This window comes from Shinella sp. R2-11 (assembly GCF_055330205.1).
This window is the reverse complement of record NZ_JBVAPC010000009.1, coordinates 36,310-50,936: the sequence shown is the minus strand read 5'-3', so window position 1 is coordinate 50,936 and position 14,627 is coordinate 36,310. Positions and strand designations below refer to the sequence as shown.

At 65.6% G+C, this 14,627-nt stretch carries 12 protein-coding genes; 5 read left to right on the top strand and 7 right to left on the bottom strand.

The window, feature by feature from the left end:
- Positions 1-604: 604 nt before the first annotated feature.
- From ACZ1A1_RS20645 to ACZ1A1_RS20625, 5 genes are all read right to left on the bottom strand, one after another.
- Entirely contained in the window at positions 605-1,774 is a 1,170-nt protein-coding gene (locus ACZ1A1_RS20645; protein WP_463621400.1) for a M20 aminoacylase family protein, read from the bottom strand.
- The gene (locus ACZ1A1_RS20640; RefSeq protein ID WP_463621399.1) at positions 1,775-2,593 is read right to left on the bottom strand and encodes an ABC transporter permease; all 819 of its coding nucleotides are present in this window, start codon (positions 2,591-2,593) and stop codon (positions 1,775-1,777) included. It abuts the gene before it with no gap.
- Entirely contained in the window at positions 2,593-3,321 is a 729-nt protein-coding gene (locus ACZ1A1_RS20635; protein ID WP_313194547.1) for an ABC transporter permease, read from the bottom strand. The genes ACZ1A1_RS20640 and ACZ1A1_RS20635 overlap by 1 nt, the downstream gene beginning before the upstream one ends.
- 192 nt (positions 3,322-3,513) lie before the next feature.
- Positions 3,514-4,296 (bottom strand): transporter substrate-binding domain-containing protein, encoded by a 783-nt coding sequence (locus tag ACZ1A1_RS20630; protein ID WP_463621398.1) that lies wholly within the window; start codon positions 4,294-4,296, stop codon positions 3,514-3,516.
- 28 nt (positions 4,297-4,324) lie between these two features.
- Positions 4,325-5,098 carry an ABC transporter ATP-binding protein gene (locus ACZ1A1_RS20625; protein WP_463621397.1) on the bottom strand — a complete coding sequence of 258 codons (774 nt, stop codon included), beginning with the start codon at positions 5,096-5,098 and terminating at the stop codon, positions 4,325-4,327.
- A 213-nt stretch (positions 5,099-5,311) separates the two neighbouring features.
- Between ACZ1A1_RS20625 and ACZ1A1_RS20620 the strand changes: the two genes are divergently transcribed.
- Genes ACZ1A1_RS20620 through ACZ1A1_RS20605 form a run of 4 tightly spaced genes read left to right on the top strand, consistent with a single transcriptional unit; the run spans position 5,312 to position 9,645 of the window.
- On the top strand, positions 5,312-6,190 hold the full coding sequence (locus tag ACZ1A1_RS20620; protein ID WP_463621396.1) for a dimethylarginine dimethylaminohydrolase family protein: 879 nt from the start codon (positions 5,312-5,314) through the stop codon (positions 6,188-6,190).
- 11 nt (positions 6,191-6,201) lie between these two features.
- Positions 6,202-6,825, top strand: coding sequence for a TetR/AcrR family transcriptional regulator (locus ACZ1A1_RS20615; protein ID WP_415213346.1), 624 nt, complete (start codon positions 6,202-6,204; stop codon positions 6,823-6,825).
- Between the two features lie 25 nt (positions 6,826-6,850).
- Positions 6,851-8,041 carry a pyridoxal phosphate-dependent aminotransferase gene (locus tag ACZ1A1_RS20610; RefSeq protein WP_463621395.1) on the top strand — a complete coding sequence of 397 codons (1,191 nt, stop codon included), beginning with the start codon at positions 6,851-6,853 and terminating at the stop codon, positions 8,039-8,041.
- Positions 8,038-9,645: a 5-guanidino-2-oxopentanoate decarboxylase gene (locus ACZ1A1_RS20605; protein WP_463621394.1), complete on the top strand. Its 1,608-nt coding sequence runs from the start codon at positions 8,038-8,040 to the stop codon at positions 9,643-9,645. The genes ACZ1A1_RS20610 and ACZ1A1_RS20605 overlap by 4 nt, the downstream gene beginning before the upstream one ends.
- A gap of 60 nt (positions 9,646-9,705) precedes the next feature.
- On the opposite strand, the gene mscL is transcribed toward ACZ1A1_RS20605, so the two are convergent.
- On the bottom strand, positions 9,706-10,146 hold the full coding sequence (gene mscL / locus ACZ1A1_RS20600) for a large conductance mechanosensitive channel protein MscL (protein ID WP_463621393.1): 441 nt from the start codon (positions 10,144-10,146) through the stop codon (positions 9,706-9,708).
- Between the two features lie 187 nt (positions 10,147-10,333).
- On the opposite strand from mscL, the gene ACZ1A1_RS20595 reads away from it, so the two are divergent.
- Positions 10,334-13,834 carry a hybrid sensor histidine kinase/response regulator gene (locus ACZ1A1_RS20595; RefSeq protein WP_463621392.1) on the top strand — a complete coding sequence of 1,167 codons (3,501 nt, stop codon included), beginning with the start codon at positions 10,334-10,336 and terminating at the stop codon, positions 13,832-13,834.
- Between the two features lie 90 nt (positions 13,835-13,924).
- Here the strand turns inward: ACZ1A1_RS20595 and ACZ1A1_RS20590 are convergent, their stop codons facing one another.
- Positions 13,925-14,557: a CatB-related O-acetyltransferase gene (locus ACZ1A1_RS20590; RefSeq protein ID WP_463621391.1), complete on the bottom strand. Its 633-nt coding sequence runs from the start codon at positions 14,555-14,557 to the stop codon at positions 13,925-13,927.
- Between the last annotated feature and the right edge of the window lie 70 nt (positions 14,558-14,627).

Genomic DNA, 14,627 nt, shown 5'->3' with positions numbered 1-14,627 from the left:
GGTGCGGTCTTGCTCGATTACCGGGGCGGGCCAGTTCGGGGCGCTCACAGCTCTCTTTGCTTCAACATTCCCGACATCGTCTTTCCTTCGGTTGTCTTTCCGGAAGCGGTGTGTGCCGCTTTCGTGAATTAAAGATGGTCCCTCAATTTGTGGGACGCAAGGGTCCCGAATTGGAAACAACCGTCAACGTTTTTTGAACAGTGAAAATCGCCGTTCCGGCGCACAACCGGAATGCGGGAAACGGCATCAAACCGTCCGGATGGACGGTTTTTTCATGCGCGCTTTCGCTGCCGCAAGAAATTGATTTAACATGTTAAATTTTCTGGCTTGCCGGCCAGGCGGCGGGACCGCACGCAGAAAATGCAGAGCGCCTTCGCCGCGTTAACCTTTGCGGCGTTATCATCGCAATTGACGATTTCAAGAGTTTCACGAATGTGTGACGATCAAAAAATCGCCCCTGAAACGCCCTCCGGCGTCCGTCCAATTGTGTCGGAAATGTGACAAATCACAAGCCGCGGGCGGCCCGAAGAGACGCTGGCGATTCCCTCTCGCCCCTCTTTCCGCCCCTGGCGGGAAATGCCGGGCCGCGTTTTAAGCCCCAGTCTCAGGCGGCGCGCAGATAATGCTCGGCGAGCTCCGTCCAGAAGGCGGCACCGACGGGCAGAAGATCGTCGTTGAAGTTATAGCCGGGGTGATGGAGCGACCTGTCGTTCCCGCCGGTACTGCCGCCGAGGAAGAAATAGGTGCCCGGCCGCGCCTTGAGCATATAGGCGAAATCCTCGCTGCCCATGAAGGGACGCTCGAGATCGACCACCTTGTCGGCGCCGGCGAAGCGGGTGGCGAGGGCACGCACCAGATCGGTCTCGGCCTTGTGGTTGACGGTCGCGTCGTAGAAGCGCTGGTAGTTCACCGCCGCGCTCATGCCGTAGCTCTCGGCCTGCCGCTCGGCGATAAGGCGGATGCGGCGCTCCAGCTCGTCGCGCACGGCCGGATCGAAGGAGCGGATGCCGACGACGATTTCCGCCCGGCTCGGGATGATGTTGCTGGCCGAGCCGGCATGGAACGAGCCGACCGTCACCACCGTCGGGTCGAGCGGATGGATGTTGCGCGACACGATGGTCTGCAGCGCCATGACGATGGAGGCGCCGCAGACGATGGGATCCAGCGTCTCCTGCGGCTCGGCGCCGTGGCCGCCAACGCCGTTGACCGTGATGCGCGCCTCGTCGACCGCCGCCATGATCGGCCCCTCGCGTAGCGCGAACTGGCCGAAGGGCAGGTTCGGCTCGTTGTGGAGCGCGAAGACGGCGTCGCAGGGGAATTTCTCGAATAGCCCCTCCTCCACCATGATCTTCGCACCGCCGAAATTCTCCTCCGCCGGCTGGAAGATCAGGTGCACCGTGCCGTCGAAATTGCGCCGCTCGGCAATCGCCTTCGCCGCGCCGAGCAGCATGGTGGTGTGGCCGTCATGGCCGCAGGCATGCATCTTGCCCGGCGTCTTGCTGGCATAGGCAAGGCCCGTCTCCTCCTGGATCGGCAGCGCATCGATATCGGCGCGGATGCCGATGGACCGGCTGCCCGTGCCGTTCGTCAGCGTCGCGACGAGGCCGGTCCTGGCAAGGCCGCGCGTCACCTTGTAGCCGTAGCTTTCGAGATGCCGGGCGATGACGTCGGAGGTGCGGACCTCCTCGAGGCCAAGTTCGGGGTGCTCGTGCAGGTCGCGGCGGATCGCCACCAGTTCCGGCATGGAATTGAGCAGGGTCGTATGGATCGTCATCTAGGCACCACGCGTCGGGATCTTGCTTTCGAAATAGCGGAAGGCGACCACCAGGATGGCCGTCAGGCAGAGATAGATGAGCGCCAGCAGCAATAGCGGCTCATAGGTGATGTAGGTCTCCTGCCGCACCTTGGAGATGACGGCATAGACGTCGATCACCGTGATGGTCGCGACCAGCGGCGTCGATTTCAGCTGGAGCACGGTCTCGCCGTTCAGCGTCGGCAGGGCGCGGTGCACGGCGCGCGGCAGCCAGATGCGGCGAAAGGCCGTGAACGGGCTCATGCCATAGGCACGGGCGGCTTCCAGCTCCCCGCGCGGCACGCCGGCAAAGGCGCCGCGCATCACCTCGCCCTCATAGGCGGCGAAGGAAATCGTCAGCGCCGCCACGCCATAGGGCCAGGCCTCGCGCAGATAGGGCCACAGGAAGGAGCTGCGTATGCTCGGGAACTGCGGGAACAGCGAGCCGAGCCCGTAATAGAGCAGCCAGAGCTGCAACAGCAGCGGCGTGCCGCGGATGACGGTGCAGAAGCCCTTGGCCAGCATCTTGAGCGGCCAAGGCCCCGTCACCTGCACGAGGCCGATCGGCACGGCGAGGAGGAAGCCGAGGATCGAGGTGCTGAACAGCATCAGCAGCGTGACGCCGACGCCATAGGCAAGGCGGCCGGAATATTTCGGCACCCAGTCCCAGCGCATGAACCAGACGACGCAGAAGACGAGGATGGCGGCGATCGCCATCAGCACGATGCGGTGCGGCCTGAAGAAGCTTTTCTTCGAGGGCAGCTCGGTCAGCGCCATGGCGGAAACGGTTTGCTCGCTCATCAGGCCGGCCTCGTCATGCCACGCCGGTAGTGGCGCTCGATGAAGCCGATCAGCACGTTCGAGATCAGCGTGATCATCAGGTAGAGCACGCCCGCCGCGCAGAAGAAGAGAAGATAGGCCTTGGTGCTGCCCGCCGCCTGGCGCGTGACGAGCGTCAGCTCGCTGAAGCCGACGACGGCGAGCAGCGCCGTATCCTTGGTGGCGATCAGCCAGAGGTTGGAAAGGCCGGGAATGGCGTGCGGCAGCATGGCCGGCAGCGTGACGCGGCGCATGATCTGCGTCGGCGACATGCCATAGGCGCGCGCCGCCTCGATCTCGCCCGCCGGCACCGCCTTGATCGCGCCGCGCAGCACCTCGGTGGAATAGGCGCCCTGCACGACGCCGATGACGAAGATGCCGGCGGCAAGGCCGCTGATATCGACCGCGCCCCAGCCAAGCGCCGCGGACATCTGGCTCAGCACGTCCGTGCCGGCATAATAGAGGATGAGGATCAGCACGAGCTCGGGCACCGCGCGCACCAAGGTCGTATAGACCTCCAGCAGGTCCTTCGTGACCGGCCCGCCATAGAGCTTGCCCATGGCGCCGCCGGTGCCGAGGACGAGGCCGAGCCCGTAGCCGCCGACGGCGATCTGGATGGAATTCCAGAGCCCGCCCAGCAGAACCCCGCCCCAGCCGGGCGGTTGGATGGCAAGCAGGCTCCAGTTGATCAGCGATCCGGCATCGGCCATGGGGTTTCAGTTTCCTTGCGTGCAGAATCATCCTGAAAGCCGGCGCTTGCCTTACCCCCTCTGGCCTGCCGGCCATCTCCCCCACAAGGGGGAGAAAGGATGAGGCGAGCGCCTGCCCCATCCCGCACGTGGAGCGGGGCAGGAAAGCCCCTCCCCCTTGTGGGGAGGGGTTGGGGAGGGGTCTTCCCCCGATCAGCCGCCGTAGATGTCGAAGTCGAAATACTTCTTCGAGAACTCCTCATAGGTGCCGTTCTCGCGGATCGCCTTGATCGCGGCGTTGATCTTGTCCTTCAGCTCGGTCTCACCCTTGCGCAGGCCGACGCCGACGCCGAGGCCGAGGACTTCCGGATCGTCCTTGACCATGCCCTTCATGTCGCAGCATGCCGCGCCCTGCTCGGACTTGAGGAATTCCAGCATGGCGACGGAATCGGCCTGCACCGCATCGATGCGGCCGGAAGCGAGGTCGTTGTTGGCCTCGTCCTGCGTCTGGTATTCCTTGACCGTCACGCCGGCCGGGGCGAAATACTTGTTGGCATAGACCTGGTGGATGGTCGCCACCTGAACGCCGAGCGTCTTGCCGGCAAGGCCCTCGGGCGTCGGCTCGAACGTCTGGTCCTTCGGGCCGATGACGCCCGGCAGCGAGTTGTAATATTTGTCGGAGAAGTCGATGGTCTGCTGGCGCTCCGGCGTGATCGACATGGAGCCGATGATCATGTCGATCTTGTTGGTGGTCAGCGCCGGGATGATGCCGTCCCAGGCGACCGGCGTGATGACACAGTCGAGCTTGGCTTCGGCGCAGATCGCCTTCATGAAGTCCACTTCCCAGCCTTCCCAGTTGCCCGAGGCATCCGGCGAGGTGAAGGGCGGATAGGGCTCGGCGGCAAAGCCGACGCGAACCTGCTCGGCGGCCGCGCCCGAAATGGCCGCAAGGCCGATGGCGGCGGCAAGGGCGATTGTCTTCAAGGCATTCTTCATGTTCTTCCCTCTGTTGGTCTTATGGTTCTCAGTGGATGGAGCTGATGAACTTCCTGAGGCGCTCGGATTTCGGCGCGCCGAAGATCTCGTCGGGCGGCCCCTGTTCCTCGATGACGCCGCCCGCCAGGAACACGACATGGCTCGCCACGTTGCGCGCGAACTTCATCTCGTGGGTGACGAGGATCATCGTGCGCTTCTCCTTGGCAAGGTCGCCGATGACGGAAAGCACCTCGCCGACCAGTTCCGGGTCGAGGGCGGAGGTCGGCTCGTCGAAGAGCATGACATGGGGCTGGATGGCGAGCGCGCGGGCGATGGCCGCGCGCTGCTGCTGGCCGCCGGAAAGGAAGGCGGGATAGGCATCGCGCTTCTCGTGCAGCCCGACGCGGCGCAGCAGCGCCTCGGCCCGCTCGATCGCCTCGTCCTTCTTCACGCCCAGCACATGGACCGGCGCCTCGATGACATTTTCGAGGATCGTCATGTGCTGCCACAGATTGAAGCTCTGGAAGACCATGCCGAGGCGGGAGCGGATGCGCTGGACCTGCCTGCGGTCGGACGGCATCATGCCGCCGTGGCCGTCCTTCTTCATGGCGATGGTCTCGCCATGGATCGTCACCGTGCCGGCGCTCGGCAGCTCCAGCATGTTGATGCAGCGAAGGAAGGTCGACTTGCCCGAGCCCGAACCGCCGATGATGGCGATGACGTCGCCCTCGTGCGCGGTCAGCGATACGCCCTTGAGAACCTCCAGAGGCCCGAAGCGCTTGTGCAGGTCCGTGACCGCGATTGCCTCGGCGCGTTCCGTCATCGCGGAGCGGTCTCCAGCGCACGGAAAGTCGATGCATGCCCCATGCCAAATTCCCCTGTTTTCAGCGTTCCCGCGGGCATCTTCGGCCCGTCGTTTCGTCTTGTTGAAGCCATCGTGGCACTTGTTAAGAAATTATTCAAGCGTATAATAATCGCATCGCTGACTTTTCTGGCAGCGCCCGTCCAAGATGAATTTTCCTTTGAGGAGCATTGAATGACCGCCTACGGTTCGCAGGAAATGTCGGCCCCTCTGCTGCGCGTGCTGATGCGCCGGCCGGGCGCAAGCCTGAAGGCCGCCGCCCCGTCCAAGTGGCACTACGGCCCGACCTTCGACGGCGCGCGCGCCGTTCACCAGTACAAGGCCTTTGCCGAGCTGGTGGAAAAGTCCGGCACCGAGATCATCTGGCTGGAGGACGAGGGCGATGGCCTCGCCGACGCCATGTTCACGCACGACCCGTCGCTGATGTCCGACCACGGCGCGATCCTCCTGCGCATGGGCAAGCCGCTGCGCGTTTCCGAAACGGCCCTGCATGAAAAGGCCTATGCCGAGCGCCAGATCCCGATCCTCGGCCGTATCGAGGGCGAGGGCACCGTCGAGGGGGGCGACTGCATCTGGCTCGACGCGAAGACCCTCGTCGTCGGCCGCGGCGTGCGCACCAACCAGGAAGGCATCGACCAGTTGACGCGGATGCTCGCGCCGCACGGCGTCAGCGTACTCGCCTACGACCTGCCGCTCTGGCAGGGCGAGGAAGCCTGCCTCCACCTGATGAGCGTGATGAGCCCGCTGGCCGAGGACCTCGCGCTCGTCTTCGCTCCGCTGCTGCCGGCCGCCTTCTACCAGATGCTGAAGAAGCGCGGCGTGCGCCTCATCGAGGCGCCGGCGGAAGAGTTCCACGCCAGCAACGGCCTGTCGCTCAACGTGCTGCCGACCCGCCCCTACGAGGTCATCATGGTGGAAGGCTTCCCCGCCACCAAGGCGGCCATGGAAGCGGCCGGCTGCAAGGTCGAGACCTTCGAGGCCGATGCGCTGTGCATCGCCTGCGAGGGTGGCCCGACCTGCCTGACGCGGCCGGTGCTGCGCCGGGCGGCCTGACAGGAGGACAAATGGCCCGCCGGACCTTTCATCGCGCTCCCGAAGCCGAACGCCGCCACGACCTGATCGAGGCGACGCTCGACTGCATCGCGGAATATGGCCTCGAGGGCGCGACGGTCCGGCAGATCGCCATCAAGGCGGGCGTCACGGCGGGCCTCATCCGGCATTACTTCCAGTCCAAGGAGCATATCCTGCAGGAAGCCTACCGGATCGTCATCGCCCGGCTCACCGAGAAGGCCGAGCGGGTGACGGGCGATCCGGAAACCCGGCTCGTCGACTTCATCGTCATCAACCTGACGGAGCCGGTCGCCAACAGCCGCAGCCTCTCGCTCTGGGCCTCGTTCATCAGCCGCGTCAGCGTCGATCCCGAGCTTGCCGCGATCCATCGCGAAGGCTATCTCGGCTTCCGCAACGCACTGGAGGGGCTGCTCGCGGATTTCCTCACCGAGCGCGGCGTCGACGCCTCGCCGGAGCGCTGCCGGCGGCTCGCCATCGCCATCAACGGCCTGCTCGACGGCCTGTGGCTGGAAGGCTGCCTTGCCGGCGAGCTCTTCGGCGAAAGCGAGCTCGTCGGGATCGCGCTCTCCACCATCGAGACGCTTCTCGGACTGACCTTCAGGCCCGCCAAGGGCTAAACGACATTTCACAGGGAGGACGGCCATGCGCTATGCATCCATCACAGACCGGCTTCAAAATCTCGGCTCGGAGAAATGGGCCATCCATGCCGAAGCGCGGCGCATGAAGGCCGAGGGCAAGCCCGTCATCGAGCTGACCATCGGCGAGCCCGACGTGGCGCCCGACCCGACGCTGCTTGCCGAAGCCACCCGCGCCATGCATGCCGGCCGCCACCGCTATTCCAACGGCCGGGGCGAACCGGCCGTCGTCGGCGCGCTGGTGCGCAAGTACCAGAAGCGCCGCAGCGACGTGACCGCGGAGAACGTCCTGTGCTTTCCCGGCACGCAGACCGCTCTTTTCGCCGTGATGCTCGGCCTCGTGGAGGCGGGCGACGCGGTGCTCGTCGGCGATCCGCTCTATGCCAGCTACGAGGGCGTCATCCGCGCGACGGGCGCCAGCTGCGTGCCCGTGCCGCTGCGCCCGGAAAACGGCTTCCACATGAAGGCCGCGGACCTCGAGGCCGCCATCACGCCGCAATGCCGCGTGCTGCTGCTCAACACGCCGCACAACCCGACCGGGGCCGTGCTCACGGCGGAGGAGATCGCCGAGATCGGCGCCGTCAGCCGCAGGCACGACCTCTGGATCGTCTGCGACGAGGTCTACGAGCAGCTCGTCTTCCACGGCGCCTTCGCCTCGCCCTTCGACAACAAGGACCTTGCCGAGCGCACCGTCGTCGTCTCGTCCATCTCCAAGTCGCACGCCGCGCCGGGCTTCCGCAGCGGCTGGGCGATCGGCCCGACGGAGTTCTGCGCGCGGCTGCTCGCCGTCTCCGAGACCATGCTGTTCGGCGGCCAGCCCTTCATCGCCGACATGACGGCCTATGCGCTCGACAATCCCATCGCGACCGCCGCCATCATGCGCCGAAGCTATCAGGCGCGGGCCGAGCGCTTTGCCGAAGCGCTCTCCCGCGCGCCCGGCCTCGTGCCGCTGCCGCCGGAAGCCGGCATGTTCATCGTGGTCGACGTCTCGCAGACCGGCATGAGCGGCGAGGATTTCGCCTGGGCGCTGCTGCGCGAGGAATTCGTGGCGACGATGCCCGGCTCCTCCTTCGGCGAGCAGGCGGAGGGTTTCATCCGCCTCAGCCTCACCGTTCCGGACACCCATATCGACGAGGCGTGCCGGCGCATCACGGCGCTCGCCGCCCGCGCCACGAGCCCCAAGGAGCGCTGCGCATGACCACGAAGACCGTCGGGGAAGTTCTCGTCGACCTTTTGGAAGCCAACGGCGTCGAGGTGGTTTTCGGCATTCCGGGCGTGCACACGGTCGAGCTCTACCGGGGCCTTGCCGCCTCGAAGATCCGCCACATCACCCCGCGCCACGAACAGGGCGCCGGCTTCATGGCCGACGGCTATGCGCGCGTTTCCGGCAAGCCGGGCGTCGCGCTCGTCATCACCGGGCCCGGCCTTACCAACACCATCACGGCGATGGCGCAGGCGCGGCAGGATTCCGTGCCGATGCTGGTGATCTCCGGCGTCAACAAGCGCGATTCGCTCGGCCACGGCCGCGGCCTGCTGCACGAGCTGCCGGACCAGCAGGGCATGATGAAGACGCTGGCGCTCTATTCGCACACGCTGCTCAACCCCGCCGACCTGCCACTCGTCGTCGAGCGCGCCTTCGCCGTGCTGCTCTCCGGCCGCCCCGGCCCGGTGCATATCGAGATCCCGACCGACGTGATGGCCAAGCCCATCGAGACCGGCAGCTTCCCGGCCGCCGTCGCCACGCGCCCGCGCGCCGATGCGGAGACGCTGCAGCGCGCCGCCATCCTCTGCACCAACGCCTCGCGCCCGGTCATCCTTGCGGGCGGTGGCGCGATCACGGCGGAAGAGGAGATCCGCGACCTTGCCGAGCGCATCGGCGCGCCGGTCGTCACCACCGTCAATGCCCGCGGCATGCTCGCCGGCCACCCGCTGCGCGTGCCGGCCAGCCCCAGCCTGAAGGCGGTGCGGCGGCTGCTTTCCGAGGCCGACCTCGTCGTCGCCTTCGGCACGGAATTCGGCCCGACGGACTACGACATCAACGTCGATGGCGGCTTCCCGCGCCTGAAGACGCTGATCCGCGTCGACATCGACGCTGCGCAGCTCGCTCGCACGCCGCAGACGAGCCTTTCCATCTTCTCCAGCGCCAAGACGGCCGCCGCCGGCATGATCGGCTTCCTCGAAGGGCACAAGCCGATCAGCGAGGGCGTCTCCCGCGCCGAGGCCGCGCGCAAGGGAGCGTGGAAGGAGCTGACGCCCAAGATGCAGGCGGAGATCGGCGTCATCGACGCGATCTGGCGCACGCTGCCGAAGGCGATCGTCGTCGGCGACTCGACGCAGGCCGTCTATGCCGGCAACTACTATTGCGACGCGCCGCGCGCGCGGAGCTGGTTCAACGCCGCGACGGGCTACGGCGCGCTCGGCTACGCCCCGCCCGCCGCCGTCGGCGCGGCGCTGGCCGAGCCCGATGCGCCGATCATCTGCCTCGTCGGCGACGGCGGGCTGCAGTTTTCCCTGTCGGAGATCGGCTCGGCGGCGGATGCCGGGGCGCGCGTCATCTTCCTCGTCTGGAACAATGACGGCTACCAGGAGATCGAGAACTTCATGATCGACGCAGGGATCACGCCCGAGGGCGTAAAACCCTCCGCCCCCGATTTCATCGCCATCGGCACCGCCTATGGCGTGCCCTCCGAACGGCTCGCGGACGTCAAGGACCTGCCGGCGGCGCTGGAGCGGGCGGGGGAACGCGAGGGGCCGAGCCTCGTCGAGGTCCACCAGACGAAAACGGCCGGCGCGACGGCCTGATACATGGCAAAAAGGCCCGGGAAACCGGGCCTTTCTTCATTGAACGCGGTGCTGAAGACCTCAAACCGCCGGGCGGCTCTTGAGCAGGTCGCGGATTTCCGTGAGGAGCAGCACGTCTTCCGGCGGCGGGGCCGGCTCGGCGGCGCCCTCGGCCTTTTCCTTTTCCAGCGAGGTGCGCATGCGGTTCACGCCCTTGATCATCAGGAAGATGATCCAGGCGAGGATGAGGAAATTGATGAGGACGGTGATGAAATTGCCGTAGGCGAAGACCGCGCCCTGTTCGCGGGCGGCGGCCAGCGAAGAGGCCGTCACATTGCCCGACAGCGCGATGAAGTAGTTGGAAAAGTCGAAACCTCCCCCCGTCAAGGCGCCGACGATCGGCATGACAAGGTCGTTCACGACGGATTCGACGATCTTGTTGAAGGCTGCACCGATGATGACACCCACGGCGAGGTCCATGACATTGCCGCGGGCGATAAACGCCTTGAACTCATTGAGCATGAGGGTCTCCTGTTGCTGCGACGCAAAAGCAGACTAATTTAGTTTTTCATGGGTTGAAACTGCCAATTGCCAATCTGACGGCGCTTTGCACAGGCGAACATTTCCAACCCCGACCTTCGGCGCAATTTCCTTCCCGTCCGCTTTGGCCTATTCTCGCCGGAAAGGCCGAAGGACTGCGGGAGGAAGCATGCCGGGCTCGCTGATATTCGCCTTGGCGCTCGCCTACCTGCTCCTGCTCTTCGCGGTCGCAAGTTACGGCGACCGCAAGGCCAAGCATTCCGGCCGCTCGTCGAAAGGCCGGCCGCTCGTCTATGCGCTCAGCCTTGCCATCTACTGTACCTCCTGGACCTATTTCGGCGGCGTGGGGCTCGCCACCACCAACGGGCTGGAATTCGCCGGCATCTATATCGGCCCGATCCTGATGTTCACGCTCGGCATGCCGCTGATCCGCCGCATCGTGACGCTGGCGAAATCCGAGCGCCTCACCTCCATCGCCGACTTCGTCGCCGCACGCTACGGCAAGAATCCCGGCGTCGCCGCCGTCGTCGCGCTGATCTCGCTGATCGGCTACATCCCCTATATCGCGCTGCAGCTCAAGGCGGTCTCCAGCTCCGTCGCCGCCATGGTCGACACGACCGGCTTCGGCATCGCCGCCTCGGGCGGGCTCATCGACCTGCCGCTGGTCGTGACGCTCTTCCTCGCCTGCTTCGCCATCGTCTTCGGCACGCGCCACACGGACGCGACCGAGCACCAGGACGGCCTCATCCTCGCGATCTCGATGGAATCGCTGGTCAAGCTCATCGCCATCGCCTCGGTCGGGCTCTACGTCATCTTCGGGATGTTCGACGGGCCGGGCGATCTGTGGCAGCGCGCCTCGCAAAGCCCGCGCGTCATGCAGGCGCTGACCTACGAGACGCCGGTGGCGCGCTGGATCCTGCTCATCGTGCTGTCGGCCTTCGCCATCGTCATGCTGCCGCGCCAGTTCCACGTGACGGTGGTGGAGAACCGCACGGCGGGCGAACTGCGTACGGCGGGCATCCTCTTCCCGCTCTATCTCGTCGCCATCAACCTCTTCGTCCTGCCCGTCGCCATCGGCGGCGTGATGACCTTCAACGGCCAGGGCGACGGCGACCTCTACGTGCTGACCCTGCCCTTCGCGCTCGACCAGCCGGTGCTGACGCTCGTCGCCTTCATCGGCGGCTTTTCCGCCGCCACCGCCATGGTCATCGTCGCCTCGGTGGCGCTCTCCATCATGGTGTCGAACGACATCGTCATCCCGGTCGTGCTCAGGCGAAACCTCATCGGCGGCGTCGAGCAGCAGGACGACCTGTCGCGCATGCTGCTGCGCATCCGCCGGCTCGCCATCTTCTTCGTGCTGCTGCTCGGCTATGCCTACTACCGCGCGGCGACGGCCAATGCGGGCCTTGCCTCCATGGGCCTCCTCGCCTTCGCGGCGGCGGCGCAGGTCGCCCCGGCGCTGCTCGGCGGCCTCTTCTGGCGCAGCGCCAATGCGCGCGGGGCCATGGCCGGCATGATCTCCGGCCTCGTCGTCTGGGCCTACCTGCTCTTCCTGCCGAGCATCGGCGTCGCGGACAACGCCTATGTCGCCGAGACCATCCTCGGCTTCCTCTTCCCCGGCTCCACCATTTTCACCGGGGATGCCGCCGACCCGCTGGTCAACGCGACCCTCATCGCCATGCTGGTCAATGTCGGGGCCTATGTCGTCGGCTCGCTCACCCGCAACCCGACCTCGCTGGAACGCCTCCAGGCCGGCACCTTCATCCGCTCCAAGCCGCGCCTCGAAAGGGCCTTCCGCGGCCGGCGCACGAAGGTGACGGTCAAGGACCTCAAGAGCACAATCGCCAAATATCTCGGCGAGGAGCGCATGCAGCGCTCCTTCCATACCTATGAGCGGCAGGTCGGCCGCTGGCTGGAGGACAATGCGCCGGCCGACGCCGCCATCGTGCATTTCTCCGAGCAGCTCCTCGGCAGCGCCATCGGCTCGTCCTCCGCCCGCCTCGTGCTCTCGCTCGTGCTCCAGCGCATCGACGACACGCCGACGGACACCGACTGGCTGCTCGACCAGGCCAGCGAAGCGCTGCAATACAATCAGGACATGCTGCAGACCGCGCTCGGCCAGATGGACCAGGGCATCGCCGTCTTCGACAGCGAGGGCAATCTCACCGTCTGGAACCGCCGCTTCCGCCAGCTCCTCGACCTGCCGGAATATGTCGGCCAGGTCGGCTTTCCGCTTGCCGATATCGTGGAGATCCTCGTCGAGCGCGGCGATATCGCCGAGGCCGACCAGGAGGCGGCGATCGTCCGCACCATGACCTTCGACGAGCCCTTCGCGCTGGTGCTTTCCGGCGGCGAGCGCATCATCGAGATCCGCACCAATGCCATGCCGGAAAAGGGGTTCGTCTCCACCTATACCGACATCACCGACCGCGTCGCCGCCGACCGCGCGCTCAAACAGGTCAACGAGACGCTGGAGCAGCGCGTCGCCCAGCGCACCGTCGAGCTCACCCGCGTCAACACCGAGCTTGCCGAGGCGCGCGCCGCCGCGGAAGAAGCCAATATCAGCAAGACGCGCTTCTTCGCCGCCGCCGGCCACGACATCCTCCAGCCGCTCAATGCGGCGCGGCTCTATTCCTCCTCGCTGGTCGAGCGGCTGGGCGACACGGAGAACCGGGCGATGATCCACAATATCGATTCCTCGCTGGAATCGGTGGAGGCGATCCTCGGCGCGGTGCTCGACATTTCCCGCCTCGACACCGGCGCGATGAAGCCGCGCGTGCAGACGGTTCCGCTCAAGGACCTTCTGAAGCGCATCGAGACCGATTTCGCGCCCGTCGCCCGCGCGAAGAACCTCAGGTTCACCGTGCTCCCCTCCTCGCTCGCCATCCGCACGGACCCCAATCTCCTGCGCCGCGTCGTGCAGAACCTCGTCTCGAACGCCATCAAATACACCAATTCCGGCAAGGTGCTCGTCGGCGTGCGGCGCAAGGGCGGGCATGCCTATATCCAGGTGCTCGATTCCGGCATCGGCATCCCCGCCTCGAAATTCCGCACCGTCTTCAAGGAATTCGCCCGGCTCGACGAGGGCGCGCGCACCGCGCCGGGCCTCGGGCTCGGCCTTTCCATCGTCGACCGCATCTCGCGCGTCCTCTCCCATCCCGTCGAGCTGCAATCGACGCCGGGGCGCGGCACGAGCTTCAAGGTGCGCCTGCCCGTCGATGCGGTCGCCAGCCGCCATGTCGCCGACAAGCCCGCCGTAGTGCCGGCCAGCGACGAGCCGCTGAAGGGCCTCAGGGTGCTCTGCATCGACAACGAACCGAAGATCCTCGACGGCATGCGGCTGCTGCTTTCCGGCTGGGGCTGCACGGTGACGCTCGCCGAATCCGTCGCGGCGGTCGAGGCGCTGGTCGCCGCCGAGCCGCCGGCCATCGACGCCGTGATCGCCGACTACCACCTCGACGACGGCACCGGCATTTCCGCCATCGGCAAGCTCCGCGCCGCGCTCGGCCGCGAGGTGCCGGCCTTGCTGGTCACCGCCGACCGCACGCCCGACGTGCGGGCCGAGGCGGAGCGGGACAATGTGCTCGTGCAGAACAAGCCGGTCCGCCCCGCCTCGATGCGGGCATGGCTGACGCAGTTTTCGGCGTTGCAGCGGGAGGCGGCGGAGTAAAGCGGCTATGACCGGACAAGGCTTTGATCGGCCCCCTCCCCTCGGCTCTGCGTATGGGGGTACAGCCGCGATGAGGTGGAAATCCCAGCGCTAGGCGATCTTGAGAGCGGCCAGGTCACCATTGCTCAAGGCTGTCAAATTGGCTTCGATCTTCTCGATCGACCAATCCCACCAGGCAATATCGAGCAGGTCGTTTATCACCTCGATGGGATAACGCATTCTAATGACGGCGGCTGGATTGCCACCAACCACTGCATAAGGCGGTACATCGCGAGCGACGACCGAGGCTGCGGCAACGATTGCGCCCGCACCAATGCGCACTCCAGGCATGATAGCCGCGTCGTGGCCGATCCAGACATCATGGCCGACGATCGTATCTCTGACCGGCAGGTCTTTGTAGCCAAACGTCTCGGGTTTGAATATCCGAAATGGATATGTTGTGAAACCAGTCATCGGATGATTGGCTGAACTGGTTATGAAATAGCTGCCCCGAGCAATCTGCACAAATTTGCCAATTACCAGTCGCTCGCGACATCCGTGACCCAGATAAGGTGCCAGTATCTGGGCCGTTTCTTCCGGCGTTCCGGAATGTGTGAAATAGCTGAAGTCGCCGATTTCGATACGCGGATGGTCGATGACGTTCTTCAGGTAAACCGTGTCCGTATACACCCTGCCGTCAGGCAGTGTGATTGGGTGGATTGCGTTCGCATCGAGAAGCGACATGAAGAACCTTTTCGACTGACCGATTGCGGCGAAACGGGAAGGTCTCGCGTTGAACAGGCTTGATCGATCT

Excerpts from the sequence above, each read along its gene's own strand:
- ACZ1A1_RS20645 (WP_463621400.1), bottom strand. The coding sequence starts at position 1,774 with ATGACGATCCATACGACCCTGCTCAATTCCATGCCGGAACTGGTGGCG.
- ACZ1A1_RS20640 (WP_463621399.1), bottom strand. The coding sequence starts at position 2,593 with ATGAGCGAGCAAACCGTTTCCGCCATGGCGCTGACCGAGCTGCCCTCG.
- ACZ1A1_RS20635 (WP_313194547.1), bottom strand. The coding sequence starts at position 3,321 with ATGGCCGATGCCGGATCGCTGATCAACTGGAGCCTGCTTGCCATCCAA.
- ACZ1A1_RS20630 (WP_463621398.1), bottom strand. The coding sequence starts at position 4,296 with ATGAAGAATGCCTTGAAGACAATCGCCCTTGCCGCCGCCATCGGCCTT.
- ACZ1A1_RS20625 (WP_463621397.1), bottom strand. The coding sequence starts at position 5,098 with ATGACGGAACGCGCCGAGGCAATCGCGGTCACGGACCTGCACAAGCGC.
- ACZ1A1_RS20620 (WP_463621396.1), top strand. The coding sequence starts at position 5,312 with ATGACCGCCTACGGTTCGCAGGAAATGTCGGCCCCTCTGCTGCGCGTG.
- ACZ1A1_RS20615 (WP_415213346.1), top strand. The coding sequence starts at position 6,202 with ATGGCCCGCCGGACCTTTCATCGCGCTCCCGAAGCCGAACGCCGCCAC.
- ACZ1A1_RS20610 (WP_463621395.1), top strand. The coding sequence starts at position 6,851 with ATGCGCTATGCATCCATCACAGACCGGCTTCAAAATCTCGGCTCGGAG.
- ACZ1A1_RS20605 (WP_463621394.1), top strand. The coding sequence starts at position 8,038 with ATGACCACGAAGACCGTCGGGGAAGTTCTCGTCGACCTTTTGGAAGCC.
- mscL (WP_463621393.1), bottom strand. The coding sequence starts at position 10,146 with ATGCTCAATGAGTTCAAGGCGTTTATCGCCCGCGGCAATGTCATGGAC.
- ACZ1A1_RS20595 (WP_463621392.1), top strand. The coding sequence starts at position 10,334 with ATGCCGGGCTCGCTGATATTCGCCTTGGCGCTCGCCTACCTGCTCCTG.
- ACZ1A1_RS20590 (WP_463621391.1), bottom strand. The coding sequence starts at position 14,557 with ATGTCGCTTCTCGATGCGAACGCAATCCACCCAATCACACTGCCTGAC.